23 protein-coding genes are annotated in these 25,067 nt (G+C 70.6%); 6 read left to right on the plus strand and 17 right to left on the minus strand.

Going from position 1 to position 25,067, the window contains the following annotated elements:
- On the plus strand, positions 1-518 hold a 518-nt coding region (locus tag ACLJQM_RS04935), incomplete at its 5' end, for a class II fructose-bisphosphate aldolase (RefSeq protein WP_410630292.1).
- Between the two features lie 58 nt (positions 519-576).
- Here ACLJQM_RS04935 and ACLJQM_RS04940 read toward each other — a convergent pair.
- Genes ACLJQM_RS04940 through ACLJQM_RS04950 form a run of 3 tightly spaced genes read right to left on the minus strand, consistent with a single transcriptional unit; the run spans position 577 to position 2,447 of the window.
- On the minus strand, positions 577-981 hold the full coding sequence (locus tag ACLJQM_RS04940) for a type II toxin-antitoxin system VapC family toxin (RefSeq protein ID WP_410630293.1): 405 nt from the start codon (positions 979-981) through the stop codon (positions 577-579).
- Positions 974-1,252: a type II toxin-antitoxin system Phd/YefM family antitoxin gene (locus tag ACLJQM_RS04945; RefSeq protein ID WP_360779289.1), complete on the minus strand. Its 279-nt coding sequence runs from the start codon at positions 1,250-1,252 to the stop codon at positions 974-976. The genes ACLJQM_RS04940 and ACLJQM_RS04945 overlap by 8 nt, the downstream gene beginning before the upstream one ends.
- Before the next feature lie 22 nt (positions 1,253-1,274).
- Positions 1,275-2,447, minus strand: coding sequence for a hypothetical protein (locus tag ACLJQM_RS04950; protein WP_360779292.1), 1,173 nt, complete (start codon positions 2,445-2,447; stop codon positions 1,275-1,277).
- A 220-nt stretch (positions 2,448-2,667) separates the two neighbouring features.
- Here ACLJQM_RS04950 and ACLJQM_RS04955 point away from each other — a divergent pair, with 220 nt between their 5' ends.
- Positions 2,668-3,078: a DUF3151 domain-containing protein gene (locus ACLJQM_RS04955; protein ID WP_247016754.1), complete on the plus strand. Its 411-nt coding sequence runs from the start codon at positions 2,668-2,670 to the stop codon at positions 3,076-3,078.
- Between the two features lie 63 nt (positions 3,079-3,141).
- Here ACLJQM_RS04955 and ACLJQM_RS04960 read toward each other — a convergent pair whose 3' ends face one another.
- A complete protein-coding gene (locus tag ACLJQM_RS04960) occupies positions 3,142-4,365 on the minus strand; it encodes a lipase family protein (RefSeq protein WP_360779296.1) in 1,224 nt (407 codons plus the stop codon).
- Between the two features lie 87 nt (positions 4,366-4,452).
- On the opposite strand from ACLJQM_RS04960, the gene ACLJQM_RS04965 reads away from it, so the two are divergent.
- Positions 4,453-5,097, plus strand: coding sequence for a TetR/AcrR family transcriptional regulator (locus tag ACLJQM_RS04965; protein WP_360779300.1), 645 nt, complete (start codon positions 4,453-4,455; stop codon positions 5,095-5,097).
- A 12-nt stretch (positions 5,098-5,109) separates the two neighbouring features.
- On the opposite strand, the gene ACLJQM_RS04970 is transcribed toward ACLJQM_RS04965, so the two are convergent.
- From ACLJQM_RS04970 to ACLJQM_RS04980, 3 genes are all read right to left on the minus strand, one after another.
- Positions 5,110-6,276, minus strand: coding sequence for a GGDEF domain-containing protein (locus ACLJQM_RS04970; protein WP_410630790.1), 1,167 nt, complete (start codon positions 6,274-6,276; stop codon positions 5,110-5,112).
- Positions 6,277-6,597: 321 nt separating this feature from the next.
- A complete protein-coding gene (locus tag ACLJQM_RS04975) occupies positions 6,598-7,857 on the minus strand; it encodes an MFS transporter (RefSeq protein WP_410630294.1) in 1,260 nt (419 codons plus the stop codon).
- 317 nt (positions 7,858-8,174) lie between these two features.
- Entirely contained in the window at positions 8,175-9,320 is a 1,146-nt protein-coding gene (locus tag ACLJQM_RS04980; protein ID WP_360779306.1) for an LLM class flavin-dependent oxidoreductase, read from the minus strand.
- 249 nt (positions 9,321-9,569) lie between these two features.
- Here ACLJQM_RS04980 and ACLJQM_RS04985 point away from each other — a divergent pair, with 249 nt between their 5' ends.
- The gene (locus tag ACLJQM_RS04985; RefSeq protein WP_410630295.1) at positions 9,570-11,456 is read left to right on the plus strand and encodes an FAD/NAD(P)-binding protein; all 1,887 of its coding nucleotides are present in this window, start codon (positions 9,570-9,572) and stop codon (positions 11,454-11,456) included.
- Here the strand turns inward: ACLJQM_RS04985 and ACLJQM_RS04990 are convergent.
- The 8 genes from ACLJQM_RS04990 to ACLJQM_RS05025 all read right to left on the minus strand — a co-directional run bounded on the left by ACLJQM_RS04990 (position 11,440) and on the right by ACLJQM_RS05025 (position 20,389).
- Positions 11,440-12,546 carry a glycosyltransferase gene (locus ACLJQM_RS04990; protein ID WP_410630296.1) on the minus strand — a complete coding sequence of 369 codons (1,107 nt, stop codon included), beginning with the start codon at positions 12,544-12,546 and terminating at the stop codon, positions 11,440-11,442. The genes ACLJQM_RS04985 and ACLJQM_RS04990 overlap by 17 nt on opposite strands.
- Positions 12,547-12,564: 18 nt before the next feature.
- Positions 12,565-13,458: a glycosyl hydrolase family 18 protein gene (locus ACLJQM_RS04995; protein ID WP_410630297.1), complete on the minus strand. Its 894-nt coding sequence runs from the start codon at positions 13,456-13,458 to the stop codon at positions 12,565-12,567.
- A gap of 444 nt (positions 13,459-13,902) precedes the next feature.
- Positions 13,903-15,453 carry a dipeptide ABC transporter ATP-binding protein gene (locus ACLJQM_RS05000; RefSeq protein ID WP_410630298.1) on the minus strand — a complete coding sequence of 517 codons (1,551 nt, stop codon included), beginning with the start codon at positions 15,451-15,453 and terminating at the stop codon, positions 13,903-13,905.
- Complete coding sequence (locus ACLJQM_RS05005; RefSeq protein ID WP_315863302.1) at positions 15,450-16,238, minus strand: ABC transporter permease; 789 nt, start codon at positions 16,236-16,238, stop codon at positions 15,450-15,452. Before ACLJQM_RS05005 ends, ACLJQM_RS05000 begins: the two co-directional genes overlap by 4 nt.
- A gap of 43 nt (positions 16,239-16,281) precedes the next feature.
- Positions 16,282-17,235, minus strand: coding sequence for an ABC transporter permease (locus tag ACLJQM_RS05010; RefSeq protein ID WP_410630792.1), 954 nt, complete (start codon positions 17,233-17,235; stop codon positions 16,282-16,284).
- Positions 17,232-18,803, minus strand: coding sequence for an ABC transporter substrate-binding protein (locus ACLJQM_RS05015; protein WP_410630299.1), 1,572 nt, complete (start codon positions 18,801-18,803; stop codon positions 17,232-17,234). Before ACLJQM_RS05015 ends, ACLJQM_RS05010 begins: the two co-directional genes overlap by 4 nt.
- 162 nt (positions 18,804-18,965) lie before the next feature.
- On the minus strand, positions 18,966-19,604 hold the full coding sequence (locus tag ACLJQM_RS05020; RefSeq protein WP_247016774.1) for an HNH endonuclease family protein: 639 nt from the start codon (positions 19,602-19,604) through the stop codon (positions 18,966-18,968).
- 140 nt (positions 19,605-19,744) lie between these two features.
- Positions 19,745-20,389 (minus strand): hypothetical protein, encoded by a 645-nt coding sequence (locus ACLJQM_RS05025; RefSeq protein WP_410630793.1) that lies wholly within the window; start codon positions 20,387-20,389, stop codon positions 19,745-19,747.
- A 112-nt stretch (positions 20,390-20,501) separates the two neighbouring features.
- Here ACLJQM_RS05025 and ACLJQM_RS05030 point away from each other — a divergent pair, with 112 nt between their 5' ends.
- On the plus strand, positions 20,502-21,788 hold the full coding sequence (locus ACLJQM_RS05030) for an adenylosuccinate synthase (RefSeq protein ID WP_247016776.1): 1,287 nt from the start codon (positions 20,502-20,504) through the stop codon (positions 21,786-21,788).
- 11 nt (positions 21,789-21,799) lie between these two features.
- Here ACLJQM_RS05030 and ACLJQM_RS05035 read toward each other — a convergent pair whose 3' ends face one another.
- A complete protein-coding gene (locus ACLJQM_RS05035; RefSeq protein ID WP_360779324.1) occupies positions 21,800-22,297 on the minus strand; it encodes an OsmC family protein in 498 nt (165 codons plus the stop codon).
- 119 nt (positions 22,298-22,416) lie between these two features.
- Here ACLJQM_RS05035 and ACLJQM_RS05040 point away from each other — a divergent pair, with 119 nt between their 5' ends.
- The gene (locus ACLJQM_RS05040) at positions 22,417-23,319 is read left to right on the plus strand and encodes a TIGR03564 family F420-dependent LLM class oxidoreductase (protein ID WP_360779328.1); all 903 of its coding nucleotides are present in this window, start codon (positions 22,417-22,419) and stop codon (positions 23,317-23,319) included.
- On the opposite strand, the gene ACLJQM_RS05045 is transcribed toward ACLJQM_RS05040, so the two are convergent.
- Positions 23,300-24,934, minus strand: coding sequence for a Na+/H+ antiporter (locus ACLJQM_RS05045; RefSeq protein WP_360779330.1), 1,635 nt, complete (start codon positions 24,932-24,934; stop codon positions 23,300-23,302). The two genes, ACLJQM_RS05040 and ACLJQM_RS05045, sit on opposite strands and share 20 nt — an antisense overlap.
- Positions 24,935-25,067 lie beyond the last annotated feature (133 nt).

The following is a 25,067-nucleotide window of genomic DNA, read 5'->3' on the forward strand; positions in this document are numbered from 1 at the left end:
TCGAAGCCGAGATCAACGAAAAGCTCTACACCGCCGAAGGCGACTTCCTCAAGACCATCGACGCCCTCGGCTCCGGCGACCGCGGCCGCTACCTGCTGGCGGCGACGTTCGGCAACGTCCACGGCGTCTACAAGCCGGGCAACGTCAAGCTCCGCCCCGACGTGCTCAAGGGCGGCCAGGAAGCAGCAGCGAAGAAGCTCGGCCTCGACAGCGGCGCGAAGCCGTTCGAGCTGGTCTTCCACGGCGGCTCGGGCTCACTGCCGGAGGAAATCCGCGAGGCGGTGTCCTACGGCGTGGTGAAGATGAACGTCGACACCGACACCCAGTACGCGTTCACCCGCCCGATCGTGGACCACTTCTTCAAGAACTACGACGGTGTCCTGAAGATCGACGGCGAGGTCGGCAACAAGAAGGTCTACGACCCGCGCTCGTACCTGAAGGCCGCCGAGGCCGGGATGGCGCAGCGCGTGGTGGAGGCTTGCCAGGCCCTGGGCTCGGCAGGCACGAAGCTCAAGTAAGTCTGTTCGCGCGAAGGGGCGGCACTTTCATAGGGAAAGTGCCGCCCCTTCGTCGTGTTCAGACCTCGACGACTTCGAGCAGGCTTTCCAGACCCCGGAAGTCCTTCGCGTTGCGGGTGTACAGCGGAAGGCCGTGGACGGACGCGATAGCGGCGATCATCAGATCCAGCCGGCGCGGTCGTGGTGACCGGCCCGCGGCGATGGTCAGCGCGACCAGCGTGCCGTATCGCGCGGCGGCTTCACCGTCGAACGGCAGCGGGGTGAATTCGACGATGGCCGCGCCCAGTTGCTCGTTCCGCATGGCCTTCGCGGCCGGGTCCGCGGTCATGACGACGCCCTGGTGGAGTTCGGCCATGGTCACCGCGGTGATCTCCGGGAAGTCCGGGAGCACCGCCGGGTCCAGGCTGCCGAGCTCGATGTAGGTGCAGGTGTCGAGGACGCCGGTGGCGTGCCGGTCAGCCACGCGCGCGCTCCCACGGGTTGTCGTCGGCGCTGATGCGATCGTCGCCGAAGAACTCGTCGGCATCACGCCGCAGTTCGGCCGCGTCGACCTTGGGCAGCCGCTTGTGCCGTTCGACCAGCTCTGCCGCGGTGAACCGCTGCCGGCGGGACACCGGCCGCAGTTCGGCGATCTCCACGCCGTTGCGGGTGACGTGATACGTCTCGCCGGCTTCGACCGCGTCCATGATCGCGGCGGAGTTGTTCCGGAATTCGCGCTGGCTGATGACGTTCACCAGCCAAGTGTAGCACCGCGTGCTACACCGTTACCCGCTTTGCGGACCACCGCCGCGAAGCCGGGCCCGCCGCTGCCCACAGCACGAACACCCCCGCCAGCACCACCGCCGCCGTCCAGTACGCCAGTGGTGGGGCCGACTCCGTGTGCGCGTCGCCCAGTACCCACGGCCGGAACTGGGACTGCACCCACAGCGCCCCGTACCCGAACGCCGTCACCAGCAGCGCCCCCGCGCCGGCCTGCAGGACACCCGCGCCCATTGTGAACGCCAGGTCCACCGCCAGCCCGACGAACAGCAGGTAGAACGGCACCGTCGACACCGGGAAGCCCATTCCCAGCAGCAGTGGCCACATCACCGACCGGTACGCGACGTAAGCGAGAGCCACCGAAGTCGCCGCCCAGCGGAAGCCCAACGTCCGGCGCGCCAGGGCCAGGATCAGCGCCATCACGCCGATGCCCCACAGCGGGTACACCCACTCCGGGATCGGCATCGTGAAGTGCAGGATCGCCGTCCGGTCGACCGGGTGGCCGATCTGGTTGGCCGCGAACGAGAGCAGCGAAGGCTCGGCCTCCGGGGTGCCGCGCTCCCACGCGCGCAGGCCCAGGATGCCGTACTCCTGCTGGCCGTTCGGGAAGAACGTGTTCTCCAGGAAGAACGCCCACAGCGCCAGCAGCACGCCCGTCCGGAACCTTCCCGGGGGCGCGGCTCGGAGCCAGCCCAGCAGCACGCCCGCCTGCATGATGCCCGTGCCCAGGTACAGCATCATGTGTGACGGACTCCACGCCGTCAGGTCCAGGCCGTTGACGCGGTGGTTGATGACGTCCAGCGGTGCCGCCACCAGGAACACCAGCAGGCCGATCTGCATCAGGCGCAGGGAGCGGCGATCGGCGCCCAGGCCCGTGTAGCTGTGGATCGCCACCAGCACCACGATGATCACCGTGCCCACGGTGTTGATCAGGTGCGGGGGCGCCAGGTCGTCGCGCAGCCACATGAAGTGCCACGACATGTCCCACGACGAGCCGACCAGCTTGAACGCGAACGCCGCCAGCCACATCCCGTAGCAGAACCGGAGCACCCAGTCCGGCGTCGGCTGCCCGGGGGCGCCGCGGTGCCAGTGCCGCGTGAAGAACAGCCGCGTCTTGCCGACGGGGCTGCGCGGGATCACGTCCACGGGGACGTCGACTGCCTTGGCCATGCCGGACATCATGGCCGGTCATGGTCACGAGCGGGCTAAGACCGCCAAAAACCGGGGTTCACCCGTAGGGGTGGTGGATTTGCCTCCGGCGCGCGCCGGTTGGCATGGTGTGCCGCCATGATGCCGAAACGAGTTGTGGCCGCCGTCCTGATCGGCGCGCTGGTGCTGGCCGGTGGCGGGGTGCTCGGGGCGCTCCTCTTCTGAGGGCAGAATGGGCGGCATGACGCACAACCTGCTCGGCCCCGAGCCGACGCTGCTGCCCGAGCACACCGCCGCCCAGGCCGCGCTCGACGCCGGGAGCGACCCGGCCACCGTCGCGGCCGAACACCCCGACTACAGCGAGGCGTGGGCGTCGCTGGCCGAGAAGGCCTTCGACGCGGGCGAGACCGTCGCCGCGTACGCGTACGCCCGCACCGGCTACCACCGCGGTCTCGACCAGCTGCGCCGCGCGGGCTGGAAGGGCTTCGGCCCGGTGCCGTGGGCGCACCGCCCCAACCAGGGCTTCCTGCGCGCCCTCGCCGTGCTGGGCAAGGCCGCGGGCAAGATCGGCGAGACCGAGGAGTACGACCGCTGCCGCACGTTCCTCGCCGACTCCGACCCCGCCGCTTCCGAGGCCACCGGCCTGAAGTGACGCCTCGTGAGTGTTCAGGGCGGTTCCGACCGCCCTGAACACTCAAGAGAGCCGCGGCAGACCTCAGAACAGGCCGCAGTTGGAGAGGGCCGGGAGGCCGGCGAAGCGGCCTTCGAGCCACGCGAACGCCTCCGGGAACGCCCGCACCGCCGTGAGCACGTGCGTGGGCACCAGCGAGGTGCTGAACTGCACCTTCACGCCCTTGCCGCACCACGTCCGCCCCAGGTCGCGGTCCTGCGCGTAGGGCACGATGTCGTCGAGCGCGCTGTGGACGATCAGCACCGGCGCGGCCGGCTTCAGCGTCCCGATCTTCTGCTCCGCCACCCGTGACGCGTACGGCTCCTCGCCGAGGTACGCGGTCAGCGAGCGGCCGTCGGTGGTCAGCGTCGAGGACTGCGTGAACGCGTGCGCCGCGATCGCCTCCACCGTGCACTCGGTCCGGACCTGCTCGAACAGCTGCTTGCCGCGCGCGTTGAGCAGCGCCGGGATGTTCAGCTCCGGGTACGCGTAGTTCATGCTCACCAGCGCGAAGCCGAGGAAGCCGACCGCGTAGTGGCCGTCGAGGTTCTTCGCCACCGAAGCCAGGTCCGCCGGCACCGCGCCCGCGTACGCGCCCTTCAGCTTCAGCTCGGGCGCGTAGCTCGGCTGGAGCTCCGCCGCCGCGGCCGACGCGCCGCCGCCCTGGGAGTAACCCGCGATCGCGACCGGCCCGTCGTCCGGGAGGCCCGCCTCCGGCAGCCGCTGCGCCGCGCGGACCGCGTCGAGCACCGCGTGCCCCTCCGAAGCGCGGTTGACGTACGTGTGGTCGCCCGGCGTGCCGAGCCCTTCGTAGTCGGTGACGACGACGCCGTAGCCGCGCGTCAGGAGCCCGGCGATGAACGGGCCTTCGTACTCGAAGCCGGCGGCAAGCGCTTTCGAGGGCGCGCAGTCGTCGCCCTCGCCCTGCGTGCCGACGGCGTAGGAGACGATCGGGCGCGCGCCGGCGCCGTGCCACGCCGACCGCGGCGTCAGCACCGTGCCGGTGACGGCGATCGGCGAGCCGTGGGTGTCGGTGCTGCGGTACATGATCCGCTGCACGGCCGCGTCGGCCTTGATCAGCTTGATCGGGTCGATGTAGAACGTCGACGCCTCGTGCCGGATGACGTCGCCGTTGCTGCCCGCGGGAAGCGGTGACGGCGGGTCGTAGAAGGACGCGGCGGAGGCCTGCGGCGGGCCGAGCGTCGTCAACGCCAGCACGGAAACCGTGGCGACGGCCGCGAAGCGGGCGCGACGGGGGAAGATACGCATGCTTGCTCCTCGTTGAGCAGACGAGTGCGCGGGGAACACCTTTTCAGACAGAGGTGTCGGAAAAAGAATCACGTGAGGTGGACCACCATGTCAAGCCCCGCTCCGCGCGGGCGGCCGCGCAAGCTCCCGGTCGGGGAGCAGCGCGCCCGCGTGCTGGGCGCGACCGCGAGGGTCGTCGCGCAGCACGGGATGCAGGGCGCGACGATCGAGCAGATCGCGCGCGAAGCCGGCGTCTCGCGGCAGGCCGTCTACGAGCAGTTCGGCGACCGCGCGACCCTGTTCGCCGAGGTCGTGGCCGCTACCGAGGAAAGCGCCTTCGCCGCCATCGCGGGCCCTTCGGTGGCCGACGAACAGCCCGGTCTGCGGGCCTGGGCGCGGGCCAACTACGCCAACATGGTCACCTTCGTCGCCGACCACCCCGAGGGCTACGGCGTGCTCCGCGCGGCCGAGCGCGCGGGCGACCCCGCTCTCACCCGGTTGAGGGAGCGGCTGGCCGTCGTCTACGCCGAAGCCAGCCGCAAGCGGTGGGCCGCGCACGGCATCGACTCCGGCCGCGCGGACCGCGCGCTCGTCACGCTCTTCTTCGCGATGACCGAGTCACTGGTCCAGGCCACCTGGGACGGCGAGCCGCCCGACCAGGAGGCCTTGATCGACTTGCTGACCGAGTTCACCGTCGGCGGCGTCGCCCGCCTCCAGACCAAGGCGAGCGACGTCATCGACCGGCTGCGCTGACCCGGGGGGCAGCTAAGCGACGGCCATCTCCGGGAGCGAGACGGAGCCGACCACCCGGTTCCGCCCGCCGTGCTTGGCCGCGTAGACGGCCGCGTCCGCGGACGACATCACTTCCTCGATCGACGACCCGTCCAGCGGGTACGCGGCGACGCCGATGGACGCCGTCTGCCGCTCGATGTCGACGGCGGCGCCCTCGTTGGTCTTGGTGCTGATGATCAGCTCGCTGACCCGTTGCCGGATCCGCTCGGCCGTCACGATCGCGTCCTCTTTGGACGTCGACGGCAGCAGTGCGACGAACTCCTCGCCGCCGAAGCGCCCGACCAGGTCGTGCGCCCTCGTCTCCTGCTTGACCACCGCGGCCACCGCCTTGAGCACGTCGTCCCCCGCGAGGTGCCCGTAGGTGTCGTTGATCCGCTTGAAGTGGTCGAGGTCGATCATCATCGCGCCGAAGCTGCCGTTTTCCCGCTCCGCGCGCGAGATCTCGCGCTGCGCGCCGTCCTGCCAGGTGGTGGCGTTGAGCAGCTGCGTCTTCTGGTCGGTCGTGGCGAGCTCCTCGAGCCGCTTGATCAGCACCGACCGCTGCAGCACGTAGAGCGGCAGGATGACCAGCACCGACAGCAGCGGCTCCTCGTTGAGCACCATCACCAGCAGCGCGCCGACGCACAAGGTGGACAGTTCGAGCAGGTTGTCGTCCATGTTCCCCAGGCAGGACACCGGTGTCGCGCTCTCCGGGTCGGCCAGGTAGAGGCCGAGCCCGGTCAGCGCGGTGTTCACGGTGAAGAAGGCCAGGGCGGCCAGGGTCACGGTCGCGACGCCGCTGCCGATCGTCATGTGACCGACGACACCCGCGGAGAAGGCCGAGAGGATCATCGTGGTCGCGTTCGCGGCCACCCGGTGAAATTCACCCGGACGGGTGCCGGACCAACTCCGGAAGGCCAAGTACACGTACAGAACGACACCAAGGGCGGCGATCAGCTGGGCCGGCAGCAGCAGGCCGGCGGGCAGCAACCACACCGAAGTCATCGAGATGTAGGGCCCGTTGCTGAGGATGCGGCGCTGCCGCTCGAGCCGCCTGCTGACCTCCGTCTGCGCCACCGCCAGGGCGGTGAGCAGCAGAAACGTGCCCAGCTGGGCGATGGTGACCGGCACGGTCAACAGCGAAACGGCCGTCCAGCTCAGCATGACCGCGATGGCGGTCAGCGTCGCGATGATCCAGTCGCGGGGGCGTGTCCACAGTGCCCAGCCCCGCGCGCGAGAAATCAAGTCTTGGCCGCGCTGTTCCCCCGATGTGACCATTTTTCCCCCAGACCCTTGCGTGAATGTACGGTGACAAAGTACTCACGGACAGTTTCAGACCGTTCGCCCGCTGTCCACAAGGGCTTTCGGTGTGTACTTTTTCTGTGACACCGGAACGAGAGGTGGCCAGCGATGCGCGGCAAAGAACAGTGACCGCACAGCGCACCGCAAGGTCGCGCAGGTCGGGCCCACGCGCGGGGCATGTCATGCATGTTCGGCGCGTGCGGCTTCTTTGTCGTGCCAGCGTTCCGGCTCGCTCGATAACGATCGGGCCCACAGCACCGCCAGCGCCACGGTGAGCACCACGCCCACGACGCCGAAGATGCCGACCGTGCCGTGCGGGGTCAGCTGATCCGCCAACACGCCGCCGATGAGCGGGCTGACGCCCATCATCGTGGTCAGGCCGGTGTTGGACAGGCCCATCACCTGCGCGCGCTGCTCGTCGGGCACGGCCAGGGTCAGCGACGCGGTCGCCTGCAGCAGGCAGACCGTGCCGAACCCGCCGGACACGATGAACAGGACGATCGAGGCCACCGGGCCGGGGTTCAGGAAGCAGAGCACGAGCGGGACCGCGCACAGCGCCGCCAGCGGGCCGATCAGTCGCGGCCGCAGCCGCGCGGGCACCCAGCGCGTGTAGGCGAAGGTCGCGATGACGCTGCCGATCGGGTCGGCGGCCAGCAGCAGGCCGATCGCTTCGGGGCCGCCGCCCGCCGCCGAGACGTACGGCGCCGCGATGCCCTCGTAGACCGGCAGCAGCCCCATCAGCCAGGTGAAGAGCACGAGCGTCCGCAGCGACGAGCTGGCGAACGCCGTCCGGCCACCACCGCCGAGCGTCGCGAAGAAGGACTTGCGCTGCTCGCCGCTCGCCGCGGCCGGCCGGGCCTGGACGCCGAAGCGGACGAAGGCGGCCGAGAGCAGGAAGGTGGCGGCGTCGATGGCGAGGGCGACGTGCGGGTCGAGGGCGATCAGCAGCGCGCCACCGCCGGCGAAGCCGAGCAGCTGCGCGCTCTGCACGGTCATGCTGCGGATGCCCATGCCGACGACGAACCGGTCGCCGGTGAGCACCTGCGGCAGCAGTGCCAGCTGGGACGCCTTGAACGGCGGGTTGACCAGGGAGACGCCGCCGACCAGCACGCACATCAGCCAGAACGGCATGCCAGGCAGCGCGACGAGCAGGATCAGCCCGGCCCGCAGCAGGTCGACGACCACCATCACGGTGCGGCGGGGGAAGCGGTCGGCGAAGCCGGTCAGGAAGATGCCGCCGAACAGCGACGGGGCGTAGGTCAGGGCGTACGTCAGGCCGGTCAGGGTCGCGGAGTTGGTGCCGGTGAAGACGAGGATGGACAGCGCGACCCTGGCCAGCTGGTCGCCGGCGATCGACAGCAGTTCCCCGAACCACAGCGCCCGGAACTCGGCGATCCCGAACACCTCGCGGAACGTGACTCGATCCGGCGGTGCTGCCATGCGTTTTCTCCCGACCTCTTGTGCAGACCGCGTCAGTCCCACGACCGCCGGTGACGAGACGACCAGTCGGTCATGGGGCAGTCACGGTACGTGAGTTACCCCAGCCAGTGTCCCGTGACTGTTGGTAAATCTCTAGGTTCTTTCGCTGGTATCCAAGGTGTCACGGAGCTTTCCCGAACGGGTCAGACGATAGCCCGCAGTGTCTGACCGGTGGCTCAGGAGTCACCAATGGATCATTCCGTACCCGATGGCCGGAGGACCAGAGGCAAAAGTAGCCACCTCGCGTTCGCGAGGTGGCTACCTGGGGGGAACTGTGCTCAGCCGTCGATCGTGAGGGCGTCCGCCACCGGCCGGCCGGCCGCGATCGCCGCCCGCGCGGCATCCCGCTTCGCGACCTCTTCCCGGACGATCGGGATCACGTACCGCCCGAAGTCGATCGTGTCGCCGAGCATGTCGTAGCCCCGCGCCGACAGGATCTCCACGCCGAGGTCGTAGTAGTCGAGCAACGCCTGCGCGACCGTCTCCGGCGTGCCGACCAGCGCGTTCGAATTGCCCGCGCCGCCGGTCGCGGCCGCCGTCGGGGTCCACAGCGCGCGGTCGAAGCGCTCGCCGTTCGCCGCGATCTCCAGCAGGCGCTGCGAGCCCGTGTTCTCCGGCTCGGTGAGCTTGTGGCGGCGGGTCAGCGGCTGGCCGCCCTTGGTGCGGTCCTTGATCGCACCCACCGTCGCGTACGCCTTTTCCCAGGCCAGCTCCTCGGTCGGTGCGATGATCGGCCGGAACGCGACCTGGATCCGCGGCACGTCGGTGCGGCCGGCGGTCCGGGCGGCGGCCGCGACCGCCTCGATCTGCTGCGCGGTCTGGGCCAGCGGCTCTCCCCAGAGGCAGTAGATGTCCGCTTCGGCGCCCCCGGCGGCGTACGCGGCCGGCGACGACCCGCCGAACGACACACCGGGCCGGGGCTGCTGGACCGGCTTCACGTCGCTGACGTAGTCCGCGAAGCGGTAGTAGCGCCCGTCGAAGTCGAAGGGTTCGTCGGACGTCCAGGCCCGCTTGATGATCTGGATCGCCTCGCGGGTGCGCCCGTAGCGGTCGTCCTTGCTGAGGTAGTCGCCTTCGCGCTGCTGCTCGTGGTCGTTGCCGCCGGTGATGAAGTGGACCGTGAGGCGGCCGTCGGAGATCCGGTCGAGCGTCGCGAACGTCTTCGCCGCGAACGTCGGGTACGAGACGTTGGCGCGGTGGGCGAGCAGGATCTGCAGCTTGTCGAGCTTCGTGGCGACGTACGCGGCCGCCTGCGCGGGGTCCGGCGAGCCGGAGCCGTAGGCGAAGAGCACCCGGTCCCAGCCGAAGTCTTCGTGCGCGCGGGCCAGGCGCAGCGTGTACTCCTTGTCGAACACCCCGCCCGTGCGGGCGTGCGTTTCGGACCCGTCGTGCGTGCCCCCGATGCCCAGGAATTCCACCGGCATGCCGTCACCTTCTCTCCCGTAGCTACTGCAACGGCTACGCCCGGCGCACCGGGAGCGGCAACGACGTCCGCAGGGTGGAACGGCGCACCGGGGCCGGGACGAGCCGACCGCGCCGATCCGGCTTTGCCGGGACCCCGGCTGCCGCGCCGGTCGAACACGACGGGCAGCGACCGGCGCGGGAGCACGCGGGTCGGTTCCGCTCTGTGGGAAGGCACTTCCCCGCGACAACCCCGGCGTAGCTTCGGTTTCGTGGCCGATTCCCCGCCGTTCACCCTCGCCGTCGTCGGCGCCGGACCCCGCGGGGTCGGCGTCCTCGAACGGCTCGGTGCCAACGCCGCGGAACTGCTGGGCGGCCGCCGGCTGGAGGTGCACCTGATCGACCCCTTCCCGCCCGGCCCCGGCCGGGTGTGGCGCTACGACCAGTCACCGCTGCTGCGGATGAACTCCATGCCCGAAGACGTCACGATGTACACCGACGAGTCGGTGAAGATGTCCGGCCCGGTCCGCCCGGGTCCGACGTTGCTCGACTGGGCGCGCAAGGTCCGTGACGGCGGCCTCGACGCCGAGGTCCCGCCCGACGTCGTCGCCGAGCTGACCGCGCTGGACCCCTTCGACTTCCCCACCCGGCGCCTGCAGAGCGCCTACCTGACCTGGGTCTACCGGCACGTCGTCGAGGGCCTGCCCGATGGCGTCGACGTCGTCGAGCACGCCGCGCGGGCGGTCGGCGTGGACGGGTACACCGTCAGCCTCTCTGACGGGACGGCGGTGCGGGCGGACGCCGTCGTGTTCACCGTCGGGCACCTCGACGCGGAACCGGACGACCGCGAGCGCGAGCTGGTGTCGTTCGCCGCGCGGCACGGGCTCGCCTACTACCCGGCCGGCTACACCGCCGACGTCGACTACTCCGCCATCGCACCCGGGGAAACGGTGCTGGTGCGGGGTTTCGGGCTCGCGTTCGTCGACCTGATGCTGCTGCTCACCGAGGGCCGCGGCGGCCGGTTCGAGGAGCTGGCCTGCGGCGGCCTCCGCTACCACCCGAGCGGCGCCGAGCCGGTGCTGCACGTCGGCTCGCGGCGCGGGGTGCCCTACCACGCGAAGATCGGCTACCGGCCGCGTGGGAAACCGGCGCGGCTGCCCCGGTTCTTCGACGCCTACGCCATCGATGCGCTGGCCGGCGCTCCCGGCGCGCTGGACTTCCGCACCGACGTCTGGCCGCTGATCGCGAAGGAACTGGCCTGGGGTTACTACACCGAGCTGTTCACCGGCCACCCGGACCGCGTGCGCCTGGACTTCGTGGTGTTCGCCGACGCCTTCGCCGACCTGGACTGGGATTCGCCGGGCATGCACGACCTCGTCGCGCGGGCGGTGCCCGCCGAGGCGGACCGGCTCGACCTCGACCGGATCGACCGCCCGATGGCGGGCCGCGTGTTCGGCACGCCCGAGGAGTTCGGCAAGGAGCTGCGCGAATACGTCGAGGGCGACCTGGCGCGCCGCGCGAGCCAGGAGTTCAGCGCCGACCTCGGCGCGTTCTCGGCGTTGCTCTCGGTGTACAGCCAGCTGCCCGCCTTGGTCCAAAAAGGACGGCTGGACGCGGCCTCGCAGGTGTCCGATATGGACGGCTGGTTCCACGGGTTCTTCTCCTACTACGCCAGCGGTCCGCCGCCGCGGCGCCTGGAGGAACTGCTCGCGCTGCACGACGCGGGGATCGTCTCGTTCGCGGGCGCGGAGATGGCGGTGACGGCGGAGCGCGACGCGTTCGTCGCGTCCAGCGCGAGCTTCCCGGGGACCGTCGAGGCCCGGACGCTCGTCGAAGCGCGGCTGCCGGGCCCGAGCGTGACCCGCGCGGCCGACGGGCTGCTGCGCCAGCTGCGCGACAGCGGCGAGCTGGCCGAGGAAACGGTGGCGGACCCGGTGTCCGGCGCGCGCCTGCCGTCCGGCCGGATCCACACGCGCGTCTCGGATTCCCGCCTGCTCGACGGCACCGGACGGGCCCACCCGCACCGCTTCGCCGTGGGTCCGCACACGAGCGCCCGCTCGGCGGCGGCGTTCACCCGGCCGCGGACGAACGCCCTGTCCTTCCGCCAGAACGACGCCGTCGCGCGCGAAATCCTGGCGCTGGTCAACCCGCCCAGCTGACCAGTTCGTCGAGAACCTGTTCCGGCGGCGACATTTCCGCGATCTCGGCCGCGATGCCCCGGGCGATCTCGCGCGGCTTCGGGTCGGTGAGCAGCGCACGGGCCGCCGTCTCGAGCGCGGGGATCCGGATCGCGTCGCCCACCAGCGCCTTCGCCGCGCCGAGCGCTTCGAGGGTTTCGGCGTTGGCGAACTGGTCGGCGCCCTGGGGCAGCACCAGCTGCGGCAGCCCGGCGGCGAGCGAGGCGAGCACCGTGCCGGTGCCGCCGTGGTGGACGACCAGACCGGCGTGCTCGAGGACCTGGGCCTGCGGGACGAACCCGGTGGCGCGCACCCGCTCCGGCAGCGGCCCGAGCGCGGCCGGGTCGCCGGGGCCCAGTGCCACCAGCACGTCGACGTCGAGGCGCTCCAGCGCGCGGATCGCGCCGCGCAGCACGTCGGTCGCGCCGAAGACGACCGTGCCCAGCGTGAGGTAGACGAAGCCGTCGGCAGGCAGCGGCGGCAGCGGGACGTCGGGGTCGTACGGCGTCGGGCGCATCCGGAACACCTTCGGCACGCCGGCGGTGCCCGGGTCGCGGACGCGGTCGGGCCAGACGTCGACGCAGGCGTCGCCGAGCAGCGCGTCCGCGGGCAGCGTCCCCCAGAGCGGCCGCAGCCGTTCGGCGGCGACGGCCAGCACCTCCGGCGGCATGGACCGCCCGATCACGACCGAGACGGCCGGGATCCCTGCCCGGCGCGCGGCGATCGCGGTGCCGACGTCGCTCATCTCGTAGACGACCAGGTCGGGGCGCAGTTCGGGCAGCAGCGGCGTCAGGTCGCCGAGCAGGGAACGCGGCAGCAGCTCGGCGAACATCGTGACGCCGACGTCGAGGAAACCCGCGTCCTCGCCGTGGCGCTTTTTGGCTTCGGCCTCCGCTTCGCCGATGCCGATGCCGGCGCGGTGGACCTCGAAGCCGAGGTCGCGCACCTTCGGCACGAACGCCTCGCCGGTGGCGAAGACGACGTCGTGCCCGGCTTTCGCGGCCGCGTTCGCGAGCGGCAGCAAGGGGAACAGGTGGCCGTACGCCGGGCGGCACGTGAAGAGGATCCGCACCGCGCCGAGCGTACTGGGTCAGCCCTTGACGACGGGAGCGATTTGCTGCACCCACTGCTGCGGCGCCGACGTCCCGCCGGGCAGGGAGTTGAAGTACTCCCAGCCGTCGACGCCGCCGAAGTCCGGGTACTTGGAGACGAGGCTGCGCACGGTCGACTGGAGGGTCGACATGGCGACGTAACCACTGCAGTTGGCGGGGTTGGTCACGGTCCCGGCGACGACCTTGCTCGCCGGCACGACCCCGCGGCGGACGATGTTGTCGTAGCCGGTGGTGGTGCTCAGCGAGCCCCAGCCGCAGTAGAACTGCGCGTTGAACCAGGAGATCTGCGCGCCGCGCTCGCGGTAGAGGGTGTCGTAGTTCAGCCCGGAGAGGCCGCCCCCGCCGCTGAGCTCGGTCGCGACCGGGGCGAGCGTGACGAGGAACGAGCTGCCGAAGTCGGCGCGCAGGGCGTCGATGAGCCTGTTGAGGGCAGCGTTGGACATGTGCTCTTCGACGTCGAGGTCGATGCCGGAGAGCGAGTAGGTCCGGATCAGGTTGCGCAGCAACGGGTAGTAGGTGTCGAACTGCGTCTCGAGCCGCTGGAAGCTCCCCGCGGCGGCCCCGCCGACGAACGCGAGCACGTGCACACCGCTGTTCCGGAGCGTGGCGAGGTCTTGCCACATCCGGGTGAACTTGGCGGCGTTCGGCGGATCGTCGTTGAGGTGCACGACACTGTTGGTGTCGAGGTGGATCGCGCCGACGACGACATCGGTGACCCCGGTGCCGCGGAGGGTGAGCGGCGAGACGTAGGCCGAGCCGTTGTAGATGGTCTGGTAGTAGACGACAACCCTGCGCCCGGCGGCGGCCGAAGCCGGCACCGCACCCGAAATCATCAGCACCAAGGCCACGAAGGCCACACTGATCCTCCGCATGGTCCAGACCATACGTCGCGGTGGGTGGCGGCGGGAACACGCACCGTCGATCCTGTCCGGTTTCTTGTCTCCTACGCGAAAGACGTACCTCTCGTGAGGCGTGACTCGCGGTGGGATCCGTTCGTCGTCGAGCCGTTCATGACTCCCGACGAGTACCAGGTCATGGGCGGAGCGGCGCAATTCCGGATGTCGTGGGTGACGCAAAGCCGAGGTGCTGGAGGCCAAGCCCTCGTGGGTGCGAGCTCGCTACCTCGGAGGGGTTCCGGCGGGCGAACGGCCGGCCTTCGAAGAGCTACCGCCCAGCCGAGGTTTGGCCGGTGATCTGCGACTTCCCCGCGCCGGTCCGGAAAATCGCGAACGAGGCGGCGTGGCTGCAGAAGCCGGCCCCGCGGCGGATGTGGTCACCCGAGGCATTCCGGGATGGTGGGGTAACCGGTTCCTGTCTCAGCCCACCCCCTGCACCGAACGGCCCGGGATCGCCGCCAGCAGTTCCTTCGTGTACTCCGCCTCCGGCTCCGCCAGCACCCGGGAAGCCGGCCCCAGCTCCACCAAAACACCATCGCGCAGGACGCCCACCTGGTCCGCCAGCTGCCGCACCACCGCCAGGTCGTGCGAGATGAACAAGTACGACAACCCCAGCGAAGACTGCAGCTCCGCCAGCAACGCCAGGATCTGGGCCTGCACCGAAACATCGAGCGCCGACACCGGTTCGTCGCACACCACCAGGTCCGGGCGCAGCGCCAGCGCCCGCGCGATCGCCACCCGCTGGCGCTGTCCTCCCGACAGTTCCGACGGCTTGCGGCGGGCCACCGATGCCGGCAACGCCACCTGATCGAGCAGCGACGGCACCGAGGTGCGCGGCAGGCCGAACGCCCGCAGCGGCTCCGCGACGACGTCCTCGATCGAGAACTTCGGGTTCAGCGACGCGTACGGGTTCTGGTACACGATCTGCATCCGCCGCCGCAGCCGGCGTAGCTCGGGGCCGCTCAACGCGGTGATGTCCTGGCCGTCGAAGGAAATCGAGCCCGCCGAGGGGGTCTCCAGCCGCAGCAGCAGCCGGGCCGTCGTCGACTTGCCAGAGCCCGACTCGCCCACCAACGCCAGGGTCTGGCCGCGGGGGATGTCGAACGAAACGCCGTCGACCGCGCGGATGCCGCCGTCGAACGTCTTCGCCAGGTCGCGCACCGACACCAGGGGCTCGGCGGCGGGCGCGGGTGGGCGAGAAGGGCTCGACAAGCTCGGCGCGGCCGCGATCAGCTGCTGCGTATAGGGGTGCGTCGGCGCGCTGACGACCGAAGAGCCCTCCTCGACGACCGTCCCCTGCGAAAGCACCACGATCCGCGACGCGCGATCGGCCGCGACGCCCAGGTCGTGCGTGATCAGCAGGATCGCCGTCCCGGACTCCGCGGCCAGCGACGTCAGGTGGTCGAGGATCCGGCGCTGGACCGTCACGTCCAGCGCCGACGTCGGCTCGTCCGCGATGATCAGCTTCGGCCGGCCGGCCAGCGCCGACGCGATCAGCACCCGCTGGCGCAACCCGCCCGACAGCTGGTGCGGGTACTGCCGAGCCCGCAACTCCGGCGAAGGGACGCCGGCGCGTTCCAGCAGCTCGATCGCCTGCAGCGAAGCCGATCGGCGGTCCGCGAGGCCGTGGATCTTCAGCACCTCGGCGACCTGGTCACCGACCCGGTGCACCGGGTTCAGCGACACCGCCGGGTCCTGCGGGACCAGTGCGATCTCGCGGCCGCGCACCCCGCGCCACCGCTTCTCCGGCAACGCCAGCAGGTCCCGGCCGTCGAAGGTGATCGAGCCGCCGGTGACGCGGCCGCCGCGGGGCAGCAGGCCGATCGCCGCGTGCGCCGTCGTCGACTTGCCCGAGCCGGATTCGCCGACGACGGCGACCACTTCGCCCGCGTCGACGTGCAGGCCGACGTCGTGGACGGCCGGGACCGCCCGGTACGACACCGCCAGTTCCGAGATCCGCAGCAGGGTCATCGGTCTCCTCCGTCCAGCGCGCGGGACAGCCGGTTCGCGGCGAGGACCACCGCCGCCACCGTCAGTCCCGGGAACGTCGTCATCCACCAGGCGGTGGCCAGGAAGCTGCGGCCGCCCGCGACCAGCGCGCCCCACTCCGGCGTCGGCGGGGTCGCGCCGAAGCCCAGGAAGCTCAGCGCCGACACCTCGAGCACCGCCGTGCCGAGCGTCAACGTCGCCAGCGCGAGCACCGGGCCCGCCGCGTTCGGCAGGACGTGCCGCAGCAGCACGCCCGTCCAGCGCACCCCGGAAGCCCGCGCGGCCTCGACGAACACGCCGTTGCGCACGCGCAGCACCTCCGCGCGCATGACCCGCGCGAACGACGCCAGGTTCGCGATGCCGACGGCGATCGCGACGTTCGTCGTGCCGAAACCCAGCGCCGTGACCAGGGCCAGCGAAAGCAGGATCGGCGGGATGGCCAGGAAGACGTCGACGACCCGCATGATCACCGTGTCCGCCCAGCCGCCGCGGAACCCGGCCAGCAGGCCGAGCGCCGAGCCCGCGACCAGTGCCACGAGCACGGCGATCGCGGTGGCCCGCAACGAGAGCGACGCGCCGTGGACCACCCGCGCGTAGACGTCCCGGCCGGTCTCGTCGGTGCCGAACAGGTGGTGCGGCGAAGGGCCTTGCAAGCGCTCGGCCGGGACGCCGGTGATCGGGTCGTAGCCGGTCAGCAGCCCCGGCACGAAGGCCGCGAGCAGCACGAACGCCAGCACCGCCACCGCGAGCACGAGCCCGGGCGGGATCCGCACTTTCACGTGAAAGTGCGGCTTGGGGGCCGGAGCGAGGTCAACCACGGGCCACCTCCGGCGTCCGGGCGATGCGCGGGTCGAGCAGCGGGTAGAGCAGGTCGACGATCAGGTTGAGCACCACGAACACCAGCGCGGCCAGCACGATCACCGCCTGCACCACCGGGACGTCCTGCGCGGTGACGGCGGACGCGGTGACCCGGCCGACGCCGTCGCGCGAGAACACCGTCTCGGTGATCACCGAACCCGCGACCAGGTTGCCCGCGACGACGCCGGCGACCGTGAGCGTCGGCACGGCCGCGTTGCGCAGCAGGTGTCCGAAGTGGACGCGCCAGCGGCTCGCGCCCTTGGCCGCCGCGATCTCGGCGTACGGCTCTTCCTGTTGCGTCGCCAGGCTCTTGGCCAGTACTTGGCCGATGATCGCGCCGGTCGGCAGGGCCAGCGTGAGCGCCGGCAGGATCAGCGCCGCGAAGCCCTGCGTGCCGAGCGCGGGCAGCAGCCGCAGGCGGAACGAGAAGAACTGGATCAGCAGCAACCCGACCCAGAACGGCGGCAGCGAGATCGCCAGCGACGGCAGGGACAGCAGCGCCTGCCGCAGCCAGCGGAACCGCGTGAACGTGCCGAGGAGCGCCGTGCCCCCGCCGAACAGCACCGCGAACACGAGCGCCAGCCCGGTCACCGCGAGCGTCGGCGGCAACGCCGTGACGACCATGTGCGTCGCGTCGTCGCCGGTCGCGACGCTGCGCCCGAAGTCGCCGTGCAGCGCCGAGACCAGCCGGTTCAGGTACTGGACCGGCAACGGCGAGTCGAGGCCGTACTCCGCGCGGGCCGCGGCGACCTGCTCCGCCGTCATCGACGCCCCGGCCTCCCCACCGGCGAGCTTCGCCGAAACGGCGTCACCCGGCAGCAGGTAGAGGATCAGGAACGACAGCGTGAACGCCGCCCACAGCACGAACACCGCCTGCCCGACGCGGCGGAGCAGGTAGCGCCTCACGAGAGCCACGCGTCGAACAGCTGCAGCCGTGACGACGCTTCGAAGTCGACGCCGTGCGCCTTCGAGCTCAGCGCGACCACCTGGGTCAGTTCGAACACCGGGACCGCGTAGGCGTGTTCGATGATCAGTTTCTGGGCTTCCTCGGCCGCCGGCTCGCGCTTGGCCTTGTCCACAGTGGACGACTGCGCGTCGAGCGCGACGTCGAGCGGGTTGCCCGGCGTGAGCTTGCTGCGGTTGCCCGCCTTCGTCGAGAACTGGCCGCGCAGGATGTCCGGGTCGGCGCGGGTGACGTTGTACCAGAGGAAGTCGTAGTTCCCGGCCAGCTGGAGCTGCGTGGTCTCGGCGTTGGTGTGCTGCTCGATCTTCAGGTCGAAGCCGATCTTGCGCAGCTGCTGCTGGATCAGCTCCAGCACGCTGCGGTTCTGGTTGAACACGGGCGAGAACACCACGGCCGCGCTCAGCCGCTGCCCGTTCTTGGTGCGGATCCCGTCGGCGCCGGGCACCCAGCCGTCGCCGTCGAGGAGCGCCGCCGCGCCCTTCGCGTCGTACGCGAGCTGCGCGGACAGGTCGCTGACCAGCGGCGTCGCCGAGCCCAGGATGCTCGTGGCGGCCTTGTAGTTCGGCGTCAGCACGGTGTTCACGACCTCGGTGCGGTCGACGCCCTTGAGCACGGCCTGGCGCACCTTCTCGTCGGTGAGCACCCCGCGGGTCGTGTTGGCGTGCAGGTTGAACACGACACCCGGGTTCGGCCGGACGTTCTCGCTGAAGCCGTTCCCGGTGAACTGCGGCTCGTCGACCGGCTGCACGTCGGTGCTCGCGTCGAGCTGGCCCGACGCCAGGCTTCCGGTGCGGACGCCCGGCTCCGGCACGATCTTGTAGTCGATCCCGTCGAGGTAAGCCTCGCCCTGGTGCTTGAACAGCGACGAGCCCCAGGCGTAGCCCGTGCGCTTGGCCAGGACGATCTCCTGGTTCTGCTTGAGGCTCTTGAAGACGAAGGGGCCGGACGCGATCAGGCCGTCGCCCTGGCAGCGCTGTTCCGGCGTCTTCTTGAACGCCGCCGGCGCCAGGACGGCGAGCGAAACCGTCGAACTGGCCTGCAGGAACTGGGCGCTGGGCGCGGAAAACTCGATCCGCGCGGTCCGCGGATCGACGACGGTGGTGCCCTTGTACCCGGCGAGGTAGCCGTAGCCGAGGGGCGCTTTCGTACCCAGCGCCTTGAGGCCGTCGAAGCTGGTCTTGACCGCGGTGGCGTCGACCGGGGTGCCGTCGGAGAAGGTCGCGCCGGCGCGCAGGTGGAAGGTGAACGCCGTCGAATCGGCGGTGCTCTCCCACTTTTCGGCCAGCCACGGCTTGATCTCGCCGGACTTCGGGTCCTGGTCGGTGAGCGAGTCCGCCAGCTGCCGGGACACGTTGATCGAGGCGTTGGTGGACGTCTGCTGCGGGTCGATGCAGTCGGGCGCGGACGAGATGCCGAGCCGGAGCGTGCCGCCGGGTTTCGGCGGGCCGGACGCGGCTTGTTCGGTGCCCGCCGCGGAGCACGCGGTCAGCAGCAGGGGCAGGGCGAGCAAGGCCGCGGTAGTGCGGGCACGGGGGGATGGGGACACCGGACGGCCTCCAGCGGGAGTGGTTGCGTCTTCAACCGGCGACGCTAATCTCGCGCTGGAGGCCGTCCCAGCAGGCGAACCGCGGTCCCATTCCCTGGCACCACGGGGATTCGCCCTTGACAGCGATCAGCAGCGGCCGAGCATGTCCGTCAGCGCGCTCTTCTCCGCGGTGTTGATCGTCAGCTTGAACTTGTACTTCACCGCGACCCACATCTTCGCGTAGGTGCACCAGTACGACGTGAGCGGCGGCTTCCACTGGTCGGGCGACTTGTCGCCCTTCTCCTGGTTGACGTTGTCCGTCACGGCGATCAGCTGCGGGTCGGTGAGGTCGTTCGCGTACGCCTGGCGCTGCGCGGTGGTCCACGACGACGCGCCGGTGCGCCACGCGTCGGCCAGCGGCACGACGTGGTCGATGTCCACATCGGACGCGGCGGTCCAGGTCTCGCCGTCGTACGGGCTGAACCAGCTGCCGGACGTCGCCGCGCAGTCGGAGCCGGTGACCACGTTCGTGCCGTCGCGCTTCAGCACCACTTCGCGGGTGTTGCAGCTGTTGCCCTGGTCGATCCAGTGCGGGAACTTGTCCCGGCTGTAGCCGGTCTGCGAACCGTCGGCCTTGACCGTGAGGGACGCGAGCTCGGACTTCGCCGTGGTCGCCGAGGGGATGCCCGGCGGGGTGGCTTCCGCGACGCTGACCAGCGTCCCGGAGAGCACGGCGGTGGCCGCGAGGATGGTGAACGAATGACGAACAGCACGCCTGGTTGGCATTTTGCTGCCTCCGTGTCAGGTGTGGGGACAGCTAACCCTGATACACGGGAGTGGCGAGTGCAACACGTATAGGTGACATGTTGCTGTCCGTCGGTGAACACGCTGTGGCCGGAAGCTCACCCGACCGTGAAAATAGCAGGTCAGACGGCTCCGCGGACCAGTCGAAGGTCTTCCGTGTGCCGGTACCAGGTCCACTTGTTCACCGCGCGCTCGAAGACGACGTCGTCGCGCACCGGCCGGGTCGGGATGCAGCCGATCTGGAAGGCCCGCGAGTACAGCGTGGCCGGCCGCTTGAAGAGGGTGCCCTTCACCACGTGGACCGCCATGCCCGGGCCGTCCGGGTCCGGCGTCACCTCGATCGACGCGGCCGGCCCGCGCAGCGCCACCTGCTCGTCGGCGTAGGCCACCCCGCGGACCAGCCGCAGCAGCCCGCGCCCGACGAGCACGCCGCCGACGTCGTCGCGGATCAGCGGCACCGGGTCGACTTCGCCGCGCAGCGCCAGCGCGAGGGCCTGCAGCGGCGTCTTCGGCAGTCTCCAGAGCGCGGCGACCGACGAGGCCGGGTCCGCGGGGACGAACCCGACCGACACGCCGGAGAGCGCGTCCTTGCGGAGCAGCCGGAGCACGACGGCGGCGAGGTCGGCGTCCGTGCCCGACACCACCAGGTGATCGTGTTCGCCCAGCAAGGGGTCGATTTCCGCCTTGCCGGGGCGACCCGGGACGCGGATCGACTCGACGTCGTCGACTTCTTCGAAGTCCGCCGCGCCGTCACCACAGGCCACCACGATTCCGCGCACCCGCAGGTCCTCCGTTAAAGTCATGCACCGGCATTTCGTCAGCGCCACCGGTGTCCGTCCGGGACACTTAACCTCAGTCGTCGAACACCTGGAGTGTCACATGCCGGCCATCGTGCTCATCGGTGCCCAATGGGGAGACGAAGGCAAGGGCAAGGCCACCGACCTGATGGGGGACCGCGTCCAGTGGGTCGTCCGGTACCAGGGCGGCAACAACGCCGGTCACACGGTCGTCCTGCCGAACGGTGAGAACTTCGCCCTGCACCTGATCCCGTCCGGCATCCTCACCCCCGGCGTGACCAACGTCATCGGCAACGGCGTGGTGGTCGACCCGGGTGTGCTGCTCGATGAGCTCTCCGGCCTCGAAGCGCGGGACGTGGACACGTCCAAGCTGCTGATTTCGGCCGACGCGCACTTGATCATGCCTTACCACGTGGCCATCGACAAGGTCACCGAGCGGTACCTCGGCAGCCGCAAGATCGGCACCACCGGCCGCGGCATCGGCCCGTGCTACCAGGACAAGATCGCCCGCGTCGGCGTCCGCGTGCAGGACCTGCTCGACGAGAAGATCTTCCGCCAGAAGGTCGAAGCGGCGCTGGAGTTCAAGAACCAGGTGCTGGTGAAGGTCTACAACCGCAAGGCCCTCGACGCCGACCAGGTCGCCGACGAGGTGCTCGCGGCGGGCGAGAAGTTCTCGCACCGCATCGCCGACACGCGGCTGCAGCTCAACCAGGCCCTCGAGCGCGGCGAAACCGTGCTGCTGGAGGGTTCGCAGGGCACGCTGCTCGACGTCGACCACGGCACCTACCCGTTCGTGACGTCGTCGAACCCGACGTCCGGCGGCGCGAGCGCGGGTTCGGGCATCGGCCCGGGCCGGATCACCACGGTGCTCGGCATCCTCAAGGCCTACACCACCCGCGTCGGCTCGGGCCCGTTCCCGACCGAGCTGCACGACGAGTCCGGCGAGTACCTCCGCAAGCAGGGCGGCGAGTTCGGCGTCACCACCGGCCGCTCACGCCGCACCGGCTGGTTCGACGCGGTGATCGCGCGGTACGCGGTCCGCGTCAACGGCATCACCGACTACTTCCTCACCAAGCTGGACGTGTTGTCCGGCCTGGAGAAGGTGCCGGTGTGCGTGGGTTACGAGGTCGACGGCTTCCGCACGCAGGACATGCCGATGACGCAGACCGACGTGCACCACGCGATCCCGATCTACGAAGAGCTCCCGGGCTGGTTCGAGGACATCTCGGCGTGCCGCACGTTCGAGGAGCTGCCGGCGAACGCGCGCGCGTACGTCGAGCGCCTGGAAGAGCTGTCGGGCGCCCGGATCTCGGCGATCGGCGTCGGCCCGGGCCGCGAGCAGACCATCGTCCGGCACGAATTCGTCTAGGTCAGCTTCGTCTAGGTCAGCTTCGTCGTCACCGGCGTCTCGTTGCGGAACAGGTCGAGCACCGGGCAGTGCTCGTCGACCTCGCGCTTGAGGTCTTCGTAGCGCTCCCGGCTCGCCGGGCCTTCCAGCTCGACCGACACCCGGACGTCCCCGAACCCGGGGCGGGTGTTGAAGGCGAACCCGAAGAAGCCGTGCAGGTCGAGGTCGCCGTCGACGGTGACCTTGATCGAGTCGATGGGGATCCCGCGCTTCGCCGCCCAGAACTGGTAGGTGACGACCTGGCACGACCCGAGCGCGGCGAGCGCGTACTCGACGGGGTTGGCGGCCTGGTCCGTCCCGCCGAGCGCGGGCGGCTCGTCGACGGTGAAGGCGTGGTCCCGCACCTTGACCTCGACCTCGGTCCTGGTACCGGGCTTGAGGGTGTGGTCGACGCTGAAGGAAACGGCGGCGTTGTGCGGATCGGCGTCGACGGCCTTGCGGGTGCCTTCGATGACTTCGGTCAGCGACATGGGCTCTCCTGAAGATCGTGAGGGATGTGCCACAGGGTGGGCGAATCCCGGCGGGCCCGCTCGGGTTCTCAAGTCCTGGGAAGCCGGAAATGAGTGGCGCCGCTCGCTAGCTTGGGACCATGACCATCGGAGTCACGCTGCCGGCCGGTGACACCGGATCCGCCGCGAACCTCGTCGACGAGCTCCTCGCCCAGACCCGACAAGCCGCCGATGCCGGGCTGAAGTCCGTCTGGTTTTCGCAGCTGCCGCTGAGCCAGGACGCCATCACCGTCGCCGCGCTCGCGGGGCGCGAAGTCCCCGGCATCGAGGTCGGGACGTCCGTCGTGCCCACCTACCCGCGGCACCCGCTGCTGGTCGCGAGCGCGGCGCAGACCGCGCAGGCCGCCACCGGGGGCCGGTTCACGCTCGGGATCGGGCTCGGGTCGAAGGGGTTCCTCGGGCCCGTCTACGGCGTCGAGTACCCGCCGCCGATCCGGCACCTGCGCGAGTACCTCACCGTGCTGCGGCAGGTCTTCGACGGCGAAACCGTCGACTTCCGCGGCGAGACGCTCGAAGCGCACCCGCCCGGACCGTCCACTGTGGGCGGTGACGTGCGGATCGTCGTCGCCGCGATGGGACCGCAGGCGCTGCGCGTCACCGGTGAACTCGCCGACGGGACGCTGCCGTTCCTCGCCGGGCCGAGAGCGCTTTCCGAGCAGATCGTGCCGCACCTGCCCGCGGGCAAGCGGATCCTCGCGGCCGTGCCGGCGATCGTCACCGACGAACCCGACGCCGTGCGCGCGCTGGCCTACGAGCAGATGTCCTTCTACGGCCAGATCCCGTCCTACCAGCGGATCCTGGCCGCGGAAGGCGTCGAGCACGCGGCCGAGCTGGCGATCATCGGGGACGAGAAGACCGTCCTCGAAGGACTCCGGCGCTACTACGACGCCGGCGCGACCGACGTCCTCGTCTCGCAGACCGGCATCCGCTCCGCCGAAGAGCGGCTGCGGACGTGGGAAGTGATCAGCTCAGCCGGTTCGTGAGGGTCGCCGACACCGAAAGCTCCTCCAGGTCGAGCTCCCGCAGCACCCGCCGAAGGACCTCGTCGTCGAGCCGCCCGGCGCGGTTCTCCTCGATCATCGCCTTGCGCTGGGTGATCAGGAGCTCGCGCCGGGCCTTCGCGAACTGGGCCTGCGGGCTGCCGGACCGGTCTTCGCCGGACAGCGTGATCGCGGCCTTGGCGAAGCGGTAGCGCGTGTCGATCAGCCGCTGGAGCCGCTCCTTCAGCCGGTCGACCTTCTCCTGGGGCAGGTCCAGCGAAGCCAGCCGCTCGTGGCTGATTTCGCGCAGCCGGTCCTGGGCCGCCTTCTTCGCGACCTCGCGCGCGGCGAGTTCTTCGGCCTCGTCCCGAGACGCCTCCGCCGGGTCCTCCACCTTCAGCAGCCGGATCAGCGGCGGCAGCGTCAGCCCCTGGATCAGCACCGTCCCGATCGCCACGGTGAACGCGAACAGCTGGATCTCCTCGCGGCCCGGGGTCGCGGCCGGGACGCCGGCCGCCGCGGCGAGCGTGACCACGCCGCGCATGCCGGTCCACGAAACGACCGCCAGCGTCCGCCACGACGGCGTCGCGCGGTCCCGGCCGAAGAGCCGGACGGTCTGCGGCAGGTACGCGGAAACGAACACCGCCGGCACCCGCACGAACATCGTCACCCCGAGCACGATCACCGCGACCAGCGCGAGCGTCCCGTTGTCGCGGGCCGCGTGCTGCGCGCCTTCGAGCACGAACGGCAGCTGCAGCCCCATCAGCGCGAACACCAGCGCTTCCAGCAGGACGTCGATGGAGGCCCACACGGATCTGTCCTGCATGCGAGTCGCGGGGGACGCGTAGAGCGCGCGATGCCCCAGGAGCAGGCCCGCCGCGACGACGGCGAGCACGCCGGAGCCGCTGAAGTCTTCGCTGAAGGGGTGCAGGTGCTCGGCGGTGACGTACGCGGCGAACGGCACGATGATGCCGAACGCCGACTCCATCAGCGGGTCGTCGAGCTGGCGGCGGATCAGCACGACGAGCGCGCCGATCGCCAGGCCGACCCCGATGCCCAGCACGGTCGCGACGCCGAACACCGCGAACCCGTGCCCGGCCGAACCCGCGGTGCCCGCGACGGCGGCGAGCGCGACCTTGTACAGCGTCAGCGCGGCGGCGTCGTTGACCAGGCTCTCGCCGGTCAGCACGGTCATCACCCGCCGCGGCAGGCCGAGCTTGCGCCCGATCGCGACCGCGGTCACCGCGTCCGGCGGCGCCACGACCGCGCCCAGGACCAGCGCGGAGGCGAAGGGCACGTCCGGCAGCAGCAGGTGCACGACGACGGCGACGACCACGGCGGTCAGGGCCACCAGCACCACGCCGAGCGCGACGATCGGCCGCAGCGCCCGCTTGAAGTGCGTCAGCGAGCTTTCCAGCGACGTCGAGTAGAGCAACGGCGGCAGCACGACGGTGAGCACCAGTTCCGGTTCGAGCTCGAACCGCGGCACGCCGGGGATCAGCGCGATCCCGAGCGCGACGACGACCACCAGCAGTGGCGCGGACAGGTTGTAGCGCCGGGCGAGGGCGGTCAGCGCGAGGGAGCCCGCGAGCACGGCCATCAGCGTCAGGATCTCCACGCGCGTGATCTTCCCGCAGGTGAGAGCCCTGCGCTCGGCTTCCGCCCAATGGAAGTGACCTGGCTTACGTTAGACCCGCTATGCATACTTGTGCGCACTACGCACACTTGTGCGGATCACGTGCACCGACGCA

It is taken from the genome of Amycolatopsis sp. cmx-4-83 (assembly GCF_046548815.1).
Lineage (GTDB): Bacteria > Actinomycetota > Actinomycetes > Mycobacteriales > Pseudonocardiaceae > Amycolatopsis > Amycolatopsis pretoriensis_A.

Excerpts from the sequence above, each read along its gene's own strand:
- ACLJQM_RS04950 (WP_360779292.1), bottom strand. The coding sequence starts at position 2,447 with ATGGCCAAGGCAGTCGACGTCCCCGTGGACGTGATCCCGCGCAGCCCC.
- ACLJQM_RS04955 (WP_247016754.1), top strand. The coding sequence starts at position 2,668 with ATGACGCACAACCTGCTCGGCCCCGAGCCGACGCTGCTGCCCGAGCAC.
- ACLJQM_RS04960 (WP_360779296.1), bottom strand. The coding sequence starts at position 4,365 with ATGCGTATCTTCCCCCGTCGCGCCCGCTTCGCGGCCGTCGCCACGGTT.
- ACLJQM_RS04965 (WP_360779300.1), top strand. The coding sequence starts at position 4,453 with ATGTCAAGCCCCGCTCCGCGCGGGCGGCCGCGCAAGCTCCCGGTCGGG.
- ACLJQM_RS04975 (WP_410630294.1), bottom strand. The coding sequence starts at position 7,857 with ATGGCAGCACCGCCGGATCGAGTCACGTTCCGCGAGGTGTTCGGGATC.
- ACLJQM_RS04980 (WP_360779306.1), bottom strand. The coding sequence starts at position 9,320 with ATGCCGGTGGAATTCCTGGGCATCGGGGGCACGCACGACGGGTCCGAA.
- ACLJQM_RS04995 (WP_410630297.1), bottom strand. The coding sequence starts at position 13,458 with ATGCGGAGGATCAGTGTGGCCTTCGTGGCCTTGGTGCTGATGATTTCG.
- ACLJQM_RS05000 (WP_410630298.1), bottom strand. The coding sequence starts at position 15,453 with ATGACCCTGCTGCGGATCTCGGAACTGGCGGTGTCGTACCGGGCGGTC.
- ACLJQM_RS05020 (WP_247016774.1), bottom strand. The coding sequence starts at position 19,604 with ATGCCAACCAGGCGTGCTGTTCGTCATTCGTTCACCATCCTCGCGGCC.
- ACLJQM_RS05030 (WP_247016776.1), top strand. The coding sequence starts at position 20,502 with ATGCCGGCCATCGTGCTCATCGGTGCCCAATGGGGAGACGAAGGCAAG.
- ACLJQM_RS05035 (WP_360779324.1), bottom strand. The coding sequence starts at position 22,297 with ATGTCGCTGACCGAAGTCATCGAAGGCACCCGCAAGGCCGTCGACGCC.
- ACLJQM_RS05040 (WP_360779328.1), top strand. The coding sequence starts at position 22,417 with ATGACCATCGGAGTCACGCTGCCGGCCGGTGACACCGGATCCGCCGCG.